Genomic DNA, 14350 nt, shown 5'->3' on the forward strand with positions numbered 1-14350 from the left:
GCCGGGTCGTACTACGGGAACGCGTAGCCGAGCGCGGACTCCCTGGTGTGGCCCTCGCAGTTGGCCGCGCTGGAGACGAAGTGGTCTCCGTTGGAGGGGACGTAGCAGCGGTAGAGGGGTACGGAGCCGGTCACCTGGGTGGTGTGGAGGTAGCCGACGGGGCCCATGGGGAACTGGCCTTCGCAGCCGGGGTCGCGGGTCAGCAGTGTGTGCCCGGATACCTTGCACTCGTAGAGCATGACCGTGTCGGGAGCCTGGTGGCGCAGCAGCTTCCAGTTCTGCTCGCCGGTGAATCCGGGCGGGAGCAGCCGGGAGGAGGCGATGTGTCCCCGGTCGGGGTTGTAGCCGCGGCGCAGGAGGGTGTAGGGCAGGTGCTCGAAGCCGCAGGAGAGCTGGGGTGAGGGCAGATCGTTGCGGTTGGCCAGGGCCCAGGTGGACCACGCGGGTTTGGCCGAGCCGTCCTGCCTCCGGAGGCCGAGCTTGAGGCCGCCCTCGGCGGGGTGGTCCTGCATCCGGTGGTAGATGTAGCTCTCGATGTCCGGTGTGCCGAGCACATTGCGGAAGGAGTCGCACACGGCTGCGGCTTGCTGTGACTCGCTGGACCGGTCTCCGGAGTTGATGCCGCTCTCGGTGAGCTGGATCGTCCAGGCGGAGGGCGTGTTCGGGAATTGCTGGCGCAGCCAGCCCACCACTATGCCGATGTTGCCGTAGGTGACCTTGGGGAAGTCGTCGGCGGAGAAGGCAGAGGTGAACAGGTCCGGGGCGTAGGGGTGGTAGGCGACGCGCCATTGGCGCGATCCCGTCCGGGCGGCCAGGCCCTTGAGCACGGTCATGCCGGACAGCATCGCGTCCTGGTCGGAGGGACGGTCGTATGCCGTACCGAAGTGGTGGTCCAGTGAGGTCAGTACCTTGGCGGTGGGCTGCTGGGCGGTGATGCGGTCGTAGGCGGCGTTGTAGTTCGCCGCGATCTGATCGAGCCATTGCGCGGTGTCGCAGGGCTTGCCCCGGCCGCAGCCGATGTTGAACCACGTGTTGGTGTTGACCTCGTTGTTGATCACGAAGTCGGCGATCCGGCCGTGCCCGTGGAGTCCGTCGTAACGCTGGGCCAGCATTCCGGCGAACCGTCCGAAGTCGGCGGGGTCGTTGGGTACGCAGAACAACTCATAGCCGGGTGCGGGCTCGCAGGGCCGGCCCTGGCGGGCCCAGCCGGGCGTGCCGTAGACGATGGCGGTGACCACCAGGCCCCGGTCGGTCCACTCCTTGATGGCCGAGTCCACTTCGGGCCGGAGGGTGAAGCAGCGACCGTCGAACGTCTGCTCACCGGCAGCGCACGGGGCCGCCTTGGCGCTCGGCTGCCAGTCCGCCCAGACGAGGTTCATGGACACGCCGCCGGCGTTGTTGCCGGCCAGCTCGTCCTTGCTGGACCAGAAGTCCGGCTGGATGCCCTTGATGCGGTAGTCGGATCGCGTCGGGTACGGCGGCGGAGCCGTCTCAGCGCCGGCAGTGGGCTGGAGCGCCTCGGGAAGGACAAGGGCGAACATGAGCAACATGAGGGCGGTGAGATACCGAGCCGGCCTGGCCATGACTCTCCTGATGCGCTTGGCGTGATGGTGAATCGGCCCGCGCCCGCAGCTCACCGGGCCCGTCCCCCTCAGCGAGAGAGTCCCTGGAGGGGGCAGTGGAGGGGGGCGGTCCTACGGTTGTCTGCCTGCTCTTTGCGGGCGCTGCTCGGGGCGACCTTGCCGCCCTCCGGGGAGGACGGCGCTGGGGGCGCTGCGCAGCGGAACGGCGTTCAGCGCACGAAGTCGATCTCCGGGTAATGGCGCGAGGGACCCTCGAGCAGGCTCCTGTCCCTGTGGCGCAGATGCTTGTCGAAGAAGGCTGCGACGTAGGTGCGCTGGACCTCGATGGAGCGATTGGGGTCGATCGTGCCGAGCGCCTGCTGCATTACTTCCGGGGTTATCCCGAATGCGCCCGGCGCCTGGGGGAACAGGACCTGGTTGTCGACGAAGGAGTTGTGCCCGGAGCCGCGCAGCTTCAGGTCGAGCCGCTCTCCGTGCAGGTGTTCCCAGAGCCGCCGCCAGCTCCCGTCGGTGTTGCGGTTGTGGTGCTCGGAACTGAACAGCATGTAGGGGCGGTCGAGCCGCTTGTATTCCGACGAGCCGAAGAGCTGGCCGTCCAGGTTCACGCCGGCGTCGATCCTGGAGTCCGCGTGCATGGCAGCGGCCACCGATCCTCCGCCGAGGGAAGCGCCGAACATCCCGACGCGCTTCGTGCTCACGGCCTGGGTCAGCCCGTGGGGGAGCTGCTTGTGTTCCACATCCGGGTTGTGGCCGCGGGCGATCTCGGCCAGCTGGTCGATGACGAAGTGGGCGTCCGCCGCCCGGACGTCGATCAAGTCGCGCGATTTGGTGCCTGGCGGCAGCATGCTCACCTCATGTCGCCCGCCGGGGAACACCACATCGCCGGTGTCGTGGGTGTGGTCGATGGTGACGACCAAGTAGCCGCGGCTGGCCAGGTCCTGAACCAGTGCCGTGCCCGTCGCACGGTTCCCACGCCCGCCGGGCGAGTACAGCAGCACCGGCAGCTTGCCGGCTTTGCTGTCAACGGGGGCGCCGGTGTGCCCGGCAGTGGTGGGCAGGGTAACCCCGCCCGGCAGCACCTGCTGGCTGTTGGGGAGAAGTGCGGCGGGGTAGCGGGAGGTGTGTGTGGCCGGGTACCACAGCGAGACCATCAACTCGCGCTGCTGTCCGGGCACCCACGGATCCATGCGTTTCGAGTCGCGCAGGTGGAGATCGACCGTTCCGACGCGATGGCGCCCGGTCGGGGCGGGGAGAGTCAGCTGGCCCGGGGCCGGCGCCACCTTCAAGGACGCCGCCCGGCGCGGGTGTTGCGCCGCGTCGTCCAAGCCCACCGCTTGGCCCGGGGCTTGCGCCGCGTCGTCCAAGGCCACCAACTGGCCCGGGGCTTGCCCCGCGTCGTCCAAGGCCGCCGCCGTGGTCGTGGGCGCACTGGCGGTCTTCTCGGCGGCGGTGGCCGGCGCGACCGCGGCACCCAGGGCGAGGGTCAGTAGTCCTGTGGTGCCGACGACCCGGGTGCGCAACCGGCTCTGCCGCCTTCTTGCGTGCTTCATGGGCAGCCCCCTCCATGGTGGCGATCGCGACGTGACCGGCGATCGGCTGGCGATCATCGTATAGGCAATTTGCCATGGTCGTGCCAACCACTCTGATTGGGCGGGGAGTTATGCCCATGGCGGTTGGCGAGATGGGCGCTGCTGACGCGCCCGGAAATGCATGGTGCCAGCTTCGCGCCCCGTCCGTTGCCTGCCTCTGTGACCGGCCATTTCCCTGGACGTATAGGTGCTGGGAACGGCCTGTCGGCGCTCGTGGAGCAGGCCACCGAGTTGAGCGGCGTCGGCTGCCGATACGGGACACGCGCAGGAGAAATACCCTGCTGCGGCCGGTGACAGTTGTCAACGCCTCGCAACTCGGCATCGTCGGGGAACCCGTCGCAGAAGCAAAGGCCCAAGCAGGCAAAGGGCCGACGTGAGCGGCTGTTCCGTTGCCTTGATGTGGCGGCTGACGGGGCACTGTCCCCGGTCAGAAGGCCTCCGCGGGAGGTGGCTGATTCACGCCATCGCCGGATGGTGGCCATCGGATCCAGAATTCGTCGGCGTTGCTCGCGTTTTCACTGAGCGTTTTCGTTACGCGTCAGTTCGTGATCGCTGAGCCTCGCCAACCGCCCCCTGTGGGTTTGCGGATTCCTTGAGAAGGGGCAGTTTCGGGGGCGGTCTTGAGGTCCCCCGCGACTGTGTGTGACGCGGCGAATGCGGACGGAAAGGTACGGTCAATCGCCCGGGTCCGGCAGTGGGTTGGGAATTGCGCCACGCCGGGGCTGGATCGGGGACGTTTAAGCGACCTCTCCCAAGGGGGAGTTGAGTGCAGTTCCTGCGAGCCGGTATACAGGGACCCAGCACGAACGAACTTGTGATTATCCTGTGCTCCCAGTATTCCTACTGGTCGAGTTGCCGCACGGCCATTCCCCACACATGCCGAGAGGACGCTGTCCTGCACGCTGTTGCCCGCGCGCCCCGTCCGCACCGCACCCGACGCCGCGCCGACATGCCTCTGCTCGGGGGCGTCCGTCCACCGATCGCCGCACTGCTCTGCGCCCTGCTGGCAGTTGCCGCGTTCACCGCACTCGGTCTCGGTACCGTTCACGAACAGGATGTCCCCCAGGCCATACGCGACGCGGAACGCCAGATCGCCGAGGATGCCGCCGACTCGGTCGGGACCTCCATCAGCGCACGCGTCACGGCAGTGCGCCGCGCCGCGGCGTCGGAGGCGCCCGCCGGCAGTAGCACTCCGGCGGCACTGCTGCGGTCCCTTCTCCCGTCCGGGCACCCTGCGGGGGGCGGTGCGCTGCTCGACCCGCGCACCGGCAGACCGCTGGCGGCCAGTGGTGAAACGATCCCGCTGACCGGGGTGGATGTGCCGGCGATGATGCGGCCCGGCACCGCGAAGATCGCACCCCGGCTGGTCCTTTCGGGCCGTGGCGAACCGCGGCTGTTGCTCTTCGCCCGGGTGGCCGCCCCCGCTCCGGGCGCCAAGCAGCAGGACGAGAACCACGATCAGGCAGGAGACCTGAAAGGGGATCAGGACGCCGAGGGGCGCGAGCTCCTGCTTGTCGTCTCGGAAAAGGTCGCTGCTCCAGCGGTGTACGGCGACGGGCGCACCGGTCAACTGGTGGACCGGAACGGAAAGGTGCTGGCCACCGCCGCCACCACCGGTAAGGATCTGGCGCCCCGTACCGACCACAGCGCTCTGCCCGCCGCCGCGGCGAACGCCGCGAACCCCGGTCCCCAGACCGGCGACGTCTCGGGCAGCGTGCTCGGTGACGGTCAGAAAGGGCTGCGCAGGGTCACGGGGTGGGCATCGGTCGCCGCGGCGGACGGCAAGGCCGACACCTCCGGCCTGGGGCTGACTGTCCTCACGGCCAGGGAGGTGCCGCCGGCGAAGGAGGAAGCCGACCACACGTGGTTCGCCCTCGTGGCCGCGGGTGGACTGATGGTCATCGCGGTGCTGGTCACCCTGGTGCTGTGGGGCTGCCTACAGCGACCGCTGCTGCGGCTGCACTTGTCCGCTGCCCGGCTGGCCAGGGGCGTCGGGGAAACACCCATCGACCGCGCGGAGTTGGCGCGGCCGGTGCCGGTGGTGGCGTTCGGTGAGCCCGGCAGGGCCGGCCGGGCGCTGGAGTCGATACGCCGCCAACTGCTCGGCGAGACAGTACCGGAGCCCGTGCGGCCGGTGCGCCGCCGCCCCGGTGCCCGGGCGCTGGTCCTCGTCTGCGCACTCGTGATCGCCGTGTGGGGGATGCCGCTGCTGTTCCTGCTCAACCGCGTACCGGCAGCCAAGGCCGTACCGCCGGCCGCCGTCGCCGACCAGCAGGCACGCACCGAGGCCGCCGCCGACCGGGTGCGGCGGTCCCTCGGCCGGAGCTCCACCGACCTCGCGGCGGCGGCGTCAGCCCTCTCCGGCGCGCCGCGCGAACGGGCGGCGCAGGTGCTGCGGCGCGAACAGGCCGACCACCCCACGTTCCGGTCGCTGTATGTGCTGGACCGCACCGGAGCCGTCGTGCTGCGGGTCGGCAAGCAGCCCCTGCGCACCCTCGCCCATGCGCCGACCGGCGACGGAATCGCCCAGGTCAACACGTCGGGCCCGATCCCCGCGATCGCCGCCTACGCCCAGATCCCGGCGGCCCGGAAGGCCGGGAACGCCAAGGACGCCGCCGCAAAGGTCGTCGTCGCCGAGATCGGCGTGAACGCGCTGAACTCTCTGGTCGAGCGGCAGGGGCTCGGCAGTGTGTGGCTGACCGACAACCGCCACAGGGTGCTCGCGGCGAGCGTCGGCTTCCAAGCCTTCCAGGCTCTTCCCCACCGGAGCCTCACCCGTCTGGCGGCCAGGACCGAGGCAGCACCTGGCGGCGCGGGCAGCCCGGCATCGGCTGTGGTGCACGCCGGGACGGCCCCGGGCGAGGGCCCGTCGGTCGCGGCCGCGGCGCCACTGGCACCGAAGGGGCCCATCGCCGGACTCGGCTGGCGGGTGGTCTCCGCCGAGCCTGCCGCAGCGCTCAAACTGGCGGTATATCAGCTGCAAGCACGCACCATGCTGGCCGGTCTGCTCGCCCTGTCCCTGGGCGTCGCATGCCTGAGCTGGCTGCACATCGTGGTGGTCAGGCCGCTGCGCGCCGTCACCGGATGCGCGGAGCGGCTGGCCGGCGGTGACCGTCGCACCGTGCTGTACCCGGTCCACCACGACGAGTGCGGCTCGGTCACCCGCAGTCTGGAACTGCTCCGGCAGGCGCTGGCGGAGCGGGACCGCGGCGGTGGGCGAGCTCATGTGGCCTCTGTCCCTGCCCCATCGTTCCAAAGCGGCGGCCCGCCGCAGCAGTGAAGGACCAACTGACGTGCTTTTTCTCTATGTTGTGCTGCTGTTGAGCTGTGCCGTGCTGCTGGTCGCCGGGGTGCTGGAGCAGCGGCGCCACTACGCCGCGCTGGCGCAGGTCCCCACTCGGGTGCTGGTCAACGGCATTCGCGGCAAGAGCTCGATCACGCGGCTGTGCGCGGGGGCGCTGCGCGGCGGTGGTCTGGTCACCGTGGCCAAGACCACCGGCACCGCTGCCCGGTTCATCCACCCGGATGCCACCGAGGAACCGGTGTACCGGAAGTTGGGCATCGCCAATGTCGTCGAGCAGATCGGCATCGTCCGGCGCGGGGCGGCCTACCGGCCGGACGCTCTGGTGATCGAGTGCATGGCGGTGCAGCCGGCGCTTCAGGAGATCAACCAGGAGAAGCTGATCCGTTCCACCATCGGCGTGCTGTGCAACGTCCGCGAGGATCATCTCGCCGAAATGGGGCCGACGCTGGACGATGTGGCCCGCTCGCTGTCCCGGTCGATGCCGGTCGGCGGGGTCTGTGTCACCGCCGAGCAGGAGCGGCTGCACATTCTCAAGGAGGAGGCGGACAAACGGAGGTGCCGCCTGATCTCGGTGGATCCGGAGTCGGTCACGGATGAGGAGCTGCGCGGGTTCAGTTGGTTCACCTTCAAGGAGAACGTCGCCATCGCGCTGGCAGTGGCCGAACTGCTCGGTGTGGACCGCGCCACCGCACTGCGCGGCATGTGGGAAGCGCCGCCGGACCCCGGCGTGCTCTCCGTCGAGCGCTACCGCACACCGGACGGCAAACGGCTGCGCTTCGCCAATGTCTTCGCCGCCAACGACCCCGAGTCGACGCTGATGAACGTCCGTCAGCTGGAGGAGCTCGGTGCGATCCGCCGCCCGCTGAACGTGGTCATCAACTGCCGCCCGGACCGGGTCGAACGCAACGGACAGATGGGAGCGATCGTCCCCGCCCTGGACCCGGAGACGGTCCTGCTCATCGGGCACCCGACCAAGAGCGCCCGCGACGGCATCCCGCAGGGCTGGTCGTCGGGCCGGGTGGTGGACCTGGGCGGCGACCGGCGCGACGCCCAGGAGCTGACCCGCGCCATCCTCGCCGAACTGGGCCCCGATTCCTCGCTGGTGGCCGTCGGCAATATCCACGGCCAGGGCGAGCTGTTCCTGGAGCACCTCGCCAAACTGCCCTCCGACGAGTCCGACGAGCCGCTTCCGGTCGCGCACCCGCCCGAGCCGGAGCCGTACAGCTGGGTGGCGTCGCTGAACCGCCCCGTGCCAGGACCGCATTTCCCCAGCCCCGCCTCCGTCCATGCCGACGCCCTGCACCAGCCGACAAGGAACTCGCTGTGATCCCCGTCAACGTCACTCCGCAGACCATCGCGCTGGGGATAGCCCTCGGACTGGTCTTCTCGCTGGTGTGCTATCTGACCACCAACCTCTCTCCCGGTGGCATGATCACCCCCGGCTGGCTGGCGCTGACCCTCGTCACCGATGTGGTCCGGGCCGCCATGGTGATCGGCGTCACCGCGCTCACCTTCCTCGCGACCAAGGTCCTTCAGCGCCATGTGATCCTTTACGGGAAGCGGCTGTTCGCCGCCGTGGTGCTGTCCGCGGTACTGCTCCAGACCACGGTGCTGCTCGCGCTCCAGCACGAGTTCCCCCTCCTTTACACCGCCCAGACCCTGGGCTTCATCGTGCCCGGCCTCATCGCGTATCAGTTGGTCCGCCAACCGTTGGCCGCCACCGTGATCTCCACCACGGCGGTGACCCTCGGCACATATGTGGTGCTCGTCGCCGGGTTGCTGCTGGGTGCGCTGCCCATCGGCTGATCCCGCCGTACCGCCCGCGTCCGCCGCGCCCTCCGCACGCCGAAGAGGCGAACCCCTGCCCGACGTCCCATGAGAGACCCCGCCATGGCCACGACCACCCTCACCCGGGACCCCGCCCACCGCCGTCGGCGCACCACCGGGTTCCGTCAACGCCTCATCGCCGGCTGGGAGGTGTCCGCCCTTCTGCTGATCCTGGCCACTGCCGCGGTGCTCTACGCCTGGGGCATCGACCGTGCCGGGGTACACCCGTACTACAGCGCGGCCGCGCGGTCGATGGCGGCGAACTGGCACGCCTTCTTCTTCGGCGGGCTCGACCCGAGCGGCTCGATCACCGTGGACAAGATCCCCGGTGCGCTGTGGCCGCAGGCCCTTTCCCTCAAGCTCTTCGGACCGTACAACTGGGCCGCGGTGGTGCCGCAGGTACTGGAGGGCGTACTCGCCGTCTGGGCGCTGCACCGGATCGTCCGTGCCTGGGCCGGCCCGGTGGCAGGGCTGCTCGCCGCGCTGGCACTCACCCTCACCCCGGTCACCGTCGTCCTCGACCGGCACACCATCCCCGACACCCTGCTCGTCCTGCTGCTGGTCCTCGCAGCGGGATCGTTCCAGAAGGCGGTCGCCACCGGGAGGCTGCTGCCGCTGCTCCTGTGCGGGACGTGGGTGGGACTGGCCTTCCAGGCCAAGATGCTCCAGGCGTGGCTCGTCCTGCCGGTCTTCGCCGCGGTGTACCAGATGGCAGCGCCCGGCTCCCGGTGGAACCGGGCCTGGCGGCTGCTGCTCGCCGGGGCCACCGCACTCCTCGTCTCCTGTACCTGGCTGCTGCTGGTGTGGGCGACCCCCGCAGCGAACCGTCCGTACATCGACGCGACCACCAACAACAACCCCTTCACCCTGGTCTTCGGCTACAACGGGCTGAGCCGCTTCGGCGACGACCCGAACGCGCTGGGCGCCGTCGCCGGCACCGCGGCCAGCCGCACCACCGACAACACCGGCTGGACCATGCTGGTCAACGAGAGCGTGGGCCCGCAGATCGCCTGGCTCCTGCCGTTCGCCGTACTGGCGCTGGCGCTGGGCGTGTGGTGGCGCACCGGACAGCCGCGCACCGACGGGCCGCGGGCGGGGTACCTCCTCTGGGGAGGCTGGCTGGCCGTGCACGTCCTGGTCTTCAGCAACTCCAACGGCAACCACGGCTACTACACCGCCGTACTGGCCCCGGCCCTCGCCGCGCTGACCGGTGGCGGAGTCGCCCTCTTCTGGGCCGAGTACAGCGCCGGCGGCCGGCGTAGAGCGGCGCTGCCCCTCGCCATCGGGCTCACGGCGCTGTGGGCGGTGGCAATCGAAGGCCGGCACAGCGAATTCGCGCCCTGGCTGCTGCCGATGGTGCTGATGCTCGGTCTGTGCGGGACCGTCGGCCTGTGCACCCGCGGACCACGCACCACGCAACGGGCGGTGCACAGCGCCCTGGCAGCCTCCCTCGCGTCCATACTGCTCGCCCCGGCGGTCTGGGCCGCCTCCTGCCTGGACCCGCAGTACGCCGGCTCACCGATGTCGCCGCTGGCCGGACCGGTGGGACCCGACTACCGCGACAGCCCCCACCACCGGCCCAAATTCCGGCGATACCCCCTGAGCACGCCGTCCGCGCGGGACGCCGCACTGCTGAAGTACCTTTCCGCGCACCGTTCCGGGGAGAAGTACCTGCTCGCCACCCAAGCCGCCTACGGTGCCGAGCCCCTGCTGCGCGCCACCTCCCAACCCATCATGGTCATGGGCGGCTTCACCGGCCTGACCCCCTATCCGGCCGCACCACAGCTCAGTGAGCTGGTCTCCACCCACCAACTGCGCTACGCCCTGCTGACCAAGCGCCGCTCGCCCACACCGGCATCGACCTGGGTGAAGAAAAACTGCACCCGCGTCGCCCCAAGCGCCTACGGCCGGACCGCGGACGGAAGCTTCACCCTCTACGACTGCGCGCGACGAGCCAACTGACCTGCCGGACGAGGGGAGTTCCGCGGCACATCCGCCGCACCGGCACACCACGGCTCCCGCACCACGCGCACACCCGTGGCCGGCCATGCGGTGGACGAATCAAGCCGCGGCGCAGACGGGCAGAGCGACGCGGAGACCGGCGCGGGCACGCCGGCCGTGCCGCTGGTGCCGGGTGTCGGTCCAGTCGGACAGCACGCTGACGATGCCCAGACCGCGGCCGCGTTCGTCCCACGGTCTGGTGGAGTGCGGGCAGGGCCTGGTTGGTTGGCCCGTGTCGAGGACGTCGATGCACACGTCCTGACCGGCCAGGGACAGATGCACCGTCATCTCGGACCTGCCGTGGCGGGCCGAGTTGCCGGCCAGCTCCCCGACGATGAGCTCGATGCGGTTCCGGTCTTCTTCGGCCACACCCCAGCGGTTCAGATGGGTCAGGACGAAGCGGCGTACGAGGCGCACCTGGCTCTCCTCGGCCGGCAGGGAGATCACGGCGTGCCGGCACGCCGGTTCAGGAAGGGGGAGCGGCCGCAGCGCCGATGCGCCGGCGGGAGCGCGCCCCGGGGACCTTGCGGGGAACGTAACGGAGGGACTGGCGTGTGCATGGTGCATGGGCGGGGTCCTTCTCCCGTCGCGGTGGCGTGGTGCTTCCTGATGCTGTCTTCCTTGGGTTGATGCCGGCTGCACGCTTCGTTGCGCGCGCCGGTCAGGGGACCCGGCCCGTACGGCACCTCATGACGGCGTACGGGCCGCGACGGCCAGCAGCCTTTCGGTGTCCTCGCGGCTGAGGAGCAGGGCCCGGCCGACCGCGGCCAGGGCCCGGTGCTCGCCGGGGGTGTACGGCCCGTCGGCCAGGGCGATGCGGGCGCCCCGCAGCAGGAGGCCCTGACCTCCGGCGCGGGCCAGGTAGGGGGCGAGCGGTTCGAGGGCTTCGTGGAGTTCGAGGGTGAGCGACGTGCTGCCGTCCTCGATGCCGTCCGTGTGCTCGCCGGGCAGCCACCCGGTGCCGGCGGACCGCGTTTCGAGGAGGACGGCCAACTGCTCCTCGGTGCAGTCGGCGAACCCGGCGCCGCGCACCGCGCCGGCCGCGGCCTCACGCACCGCTCGGTCCTCGGAGCCACCGGCAGCGAGGACGGCGAGGGCGACGGTGTGCACGGCATCGCGGAGCATCGCCGCAAGGCGGGTGCTGGTGGGGTGGTCCAGGACATCGGTCCCGAAACAGCTCCCGCAGGCGGCGCATTCGACGACGGGCCGCACGGTGCCGCGCCGGAAGGGGATGCCGAGGAGAGCGAACCGGTGGCGGCGGGTGCGCCGCAGGTAGCTGCGGTCGCCGCCGCAGCCGGGACAGAAGAACTCACCGTCGCCGACCGTGCGCCAGGTCGTGCGCACTCCCCATACAGGCCCCTTCATCGCCTCAGTCCTTCTGCACCAGCAGGTCCTGGACGCCGGCGCGGACCTCCTCGGTGTCGAGACCGCGGATCGTCAGCGTCGTACGGCGGCGCAGCACATCGTCGACGGTCTCCGCCCACTCGTGGTCCCGTGCGTGGACGACCTGCGCCCAGATCTCCGGGCCGTCGGGGTGGATGCGCTCGCCCAGGGCGCGGTCCTCGCTGACCAGGTGCGCGATGTCGAAGGCCAGCGCGCCGTAGTGGGTGGCCAGGTGGTGCGCGGTCAACGGGTCCATTTGCGCGGCCGGTTCCCGGCCCGCCAGCAGCCGGTGCGCGACCGCATGGGGATCGGCGAGCCCGGGCAGCGGTACCCGTCGTGTCAGCCGGGAGAGCGGCTTGCTGTCGCCGGCGAGCGAGTGGTGCAGCTGCGCCACTCTCCGCAGCACCGTACGGCCGATGTGGCGGTACGTCGTCCACTTGCCGCCCGCGACCGACAGCATGCCGCCACTGCCCTCGGTGACGACCGTTTCGCGCTTGGCCGACTCCACCCCGCCCGGCCCGCCGGGCAGCACCCGCAGACCCGCGAAGGCGTAGGTGATCAGATCGCGCGAGAGGTGTTCGTCGCGCACCGACAGTGCGGCCTCGTCCAGGATCTTCTGGATGTCGGCCTCGGTGGCGCGTACGTCCGCCGGGTCGCCCTCGTACTCCTCGTCGGTGGTGCCCAGCAGCAGCATGTCCTCCCAGGGGAGGGCGAAGGTGATGCGGTACTTGTCGATCGGGGTGGCCAGCGCGGCCTTCCACGGGGCCTTGCGCTTGAGGACGACATGGGCGCCCTTGGAGAGGCGGATGCTGGGGGCCGCCCCCTTGTCCTCCATGCGGCGCAGATGGTCCACCCACGGGCCGGTGGCGTTGACGACCAGGCGGGCGTCGACGCCGAACTCGGTGCCGTCCAGGCGGTCTTGGACGTCCGCGCCCGTCACCCGGCCCTGGGTGAAGCGCAGTCCCCTGACCTCGGCGTGGTTGAGGACGACCGCACCGGACCGGACGGCCGCGCGCACGGTCATCACGGCCACGCGTGCGTCGTTCATCTGGTGGTCGCCGTAGACCGCGACCGCCTTGAGGTGGTCGGTGCGCAGGCCGGGGTTGTCGGCCGCGGCCTTGGCGGGGGATATCACCCGCCCGACGCCGTCGCCGAAGGCCGACAGCATCGAGTACGCGAAGACGCCCGCGCCGAGCTTGGCCACGCCGTGCGGACCGCCCTTGTAGACCGGCAGGTAGAAGGTGAGCGGGCTGACCAGGTGGGGGGCCACGTCCTTGGCCAGCACCCGCCGCTCGTGGTGGTTCTCCGCGACCAACTTGATCGCCCCGGTCTGGAGGTAGCGCAGGCCGCCGTGGGCGAGTTTGGAGGAGGCGGAGGAGGTGGCGCCGGCGAAGTCACCGGCGTCCACCAGGGCCACCCGCAGCCCGGCCTGCGCGGCGTGCCAGGCGGTGGAGATGCCCAGGATGCCGCCACCGATCACCAGGAGGTCGTAGGTCGCCCGGGACAGTCGCTCACGGGTCTCGGCGCGGCCGGGGCCCGGATGCGCGCCCAGCGGCTGATTGCTCGACAGGGTGCTCATGACGTCCTCAGTTCTCCTCTTCGATCCAGCCCATGGTCCGCTCGACGGCCTTGAGCCAGAGTTTGTATTCGCGGTCACGGGTGGCGGTGTCCATCCGGGGGGTCCACTCGGAGGCGCGGCGCCAGTTGGCGCGCAGCTCGTCGGTGCTGCGCCAGAAGCCCACGGCCAGGCCGGCGGCGTAGGCGGCGCCGAGGCAGGTGGTCTCGGCAACCAGTGGGCGCACCACGGGCGCGTCCAGGGAATCCGAAATGGACTGCATCAGCAGGTTGTTGGAGGTCATTCCGCCGTCGACCTTCAGCGCGGTCAGGGCGACGCCGGAGTCCTTGTGCATCGCGTCGACGATCTCGCGGGTCTGCCAGGCGGTGGCTTCGAGCACGGCGCGGGCGAGATGCGCCTTGGTGACGTAGCGGGTCAGGCCCGTGATCATGCCGCGGGCGTCGGAGCGCCAGTACGGGGCGAACAGGCCGGAGAAGGCGGGGACGAAGTAGCAGCCACCGTTGTCCTGCACCGAGGTGGCCAGGGTCTCGATCTCCGCGGCGGTGCGGATCAGGCCCATCTGGTCGCGCATCCACTGGACCAGCGAGCCGGTGACCGCGATGGAGCCCTCCAGCGCGTAGACCGGCGTCTGCCGGCCGATCTGATAGCCGACGGTGGTCAGCAGTCCGCTGTGGGAGTTGACGGGCTGGTGGCCGGTGTTCATCAGCAGGAAGGTGCCGGTGCCGTACGTGGACTTGGCCTCGCCCTCGGAGAAGCAGGTCTGGCCGAACAGCGCCGCCTGCTGGTCGCCGAACGCGGAGGCGACCGGCACGCCGTACAGGACTCCGCCGGCGATGCCGTACACCTCGGAGGAGGAGCGGATCTCCGGCAGGACGGCGGCCGGGATCTCCATGGAGGCGAGGATGCGCTCGTCCCACTCCATGGTGTGCAGGTTCATCAGCAGGGTGCGCGAGGCGTTGGTGACATCGGTGACGTGGACACCGCCGGACGGACCGCCGGTGAGGTTCCAGATGACCCAGGAGTCCATGGTGCCGAAGAGGATGTCGCCGGCTTCGGCGCGCTCGCGCAGGCCCTCGACGTTGTCGAG

General features: G+C 70.4%; 10 protein-coding genes. 4 read left to right on the forward strand and 6 right to left on the reverse strand.

Annotated elements, in window-relative coordinates; genetic code table 11:
- Positions 1-11: 11 nt before the first annotated feature.
- Entirely contained in the window at positions 12-1583 is a 1572-nt protein-coding gene (locus ACZ55A_RS34295; protein WP_468848644.1) for a DUF5722 domain-containing protein, read from the reverse strand.
- A 209-nt stretch (positions 1584-1792) separates the two neighbouring features.
- The gene (locus tag ACZ55A_RS34300; protein WP_468848646.1) at positions 1793-3103 is read right to left on the reverse strand and encodes an alpha/beta hydrolase family protein; all 1311 of its coding nucleotides are present in this window, start codon (positions 3101-3103) and stop codon (positions 1793-1795) included.
- 1018 nt (positions 3104-4121) lie between these two features.
- Here ACZ55A_RS34300 and ACZ55A_RS34305 point away from each other — a divergent pair.
- The 4 genes from ACZ55A_RS34305 to ACZ55A_RS34320 all read left to right on the forward strand — a co-directional run bounded on the left by ACZ55A_RS34305 (position 4122) and on the right by ACZ55A_RS34320 (position 10265).
- Positions 4122-6452, forward strand: coding sequence for a HAMP domain-containing protein (locus tag ACZ55A_RS34305; protein WP_468848647.1), 2331 nt, complete (start codon positions 4122-4124; stop codon positions 6450-6452).
- Positions 6453-6465: 13 nt separating this feature from the next.
- Positions 6466-7803 carry a poly-gamma-glutamate synthase PgsB gene (gene pgsB, locus ACZ55A_RS34310; RefSeq protein WP_468848649.1) on the forward strand — a complete coding sequence of 446 codons (1338 nt, stop codon included), beginning with the start codon at positions 6466-6468 and terminating at the stop codon, positions 7801-7803.
- Complete coding sequence (locus ACZ55A_RS34315) at positions 7800-8282, forward strand: poly-gamma-glutamate biosynthesis protein PgsC/CapC (RefSeq protein ID WP_042158699.1); 483 nt, start codon at positions 7800-7802, stop codon at positions 8280-8282. Before pgsB ends, ACZ55A_RS34315 begins: the two co-directional genes overlap by 4 nt.
- Positions 8283-8366: 84 nt before the next feature.
- A complete protein-coding gene (locus tag ACZ55A_RS34320) occupies positions 8367-10265 on the forward strand; it encodes an ArnT family glycosyltransferase (RefSeq protein ID WP_468848650.1) in 1899 nt (632 codons plus the stop codon).
- 99 nt (positions 10266-10364) lie between these two features.
- Here ACZ55A_RS34320 and ACZ55A_RS34325 read toward each other — a convergent pair whose 3' ends face one another.
- The 4 genes from ACZ55A_RS34325 to ACZ55A_RS34340 form a co-directional block, all read right to left on the reverse strand.
- Positions 10365-10751, reverse strand: a complete 387-nt coding sequence (locus ACZ55A_RS34325; protein WP_468848651.1) for an ATP-binding protein — start codon at positions 10749-10751, stop codon at positions 10365-10367.
- Between the two features lie 240 nt (positions 10752-10991).
- The gene (locus ACZ55A_RS34330) at positions 10992-11669 is read right to left on the reverse strand and encodes a zinc ribbon domain-containing protein (protein ID WP_468848652.1); all 678 of its coding nucleotides are present in this window, start codon (positions 11667-11669) and stop codon (positions 10992-10994) included.
- Positions 11670-11673: 4 nt separating this feature from the next.
- On the reverse strand, positions 11674-13266 hold the full coding sequence (locus tag ACZ55A_RS34335; protein WP_468848653.1) for a glycerol-3-phosphate dehydrogenase/oxidase: 1593 nt from the start codon (positions 13264-13266) through the stop codon (positions 11674-11676).
- Positions 13267-13273: 7 nt separating this feature from the next.
- The coding region (locus ACZ55A_RS34340; protein ID WP_468848654.1) for an FGGY family carbohydrate kinase at positions 13274-14350 on the reverse strand (1077 nt) is incomplete at its 5' end.

It is taken from the genome of Streptomyces sp. NPDC034111 (genome assembly GCF_055575375.1).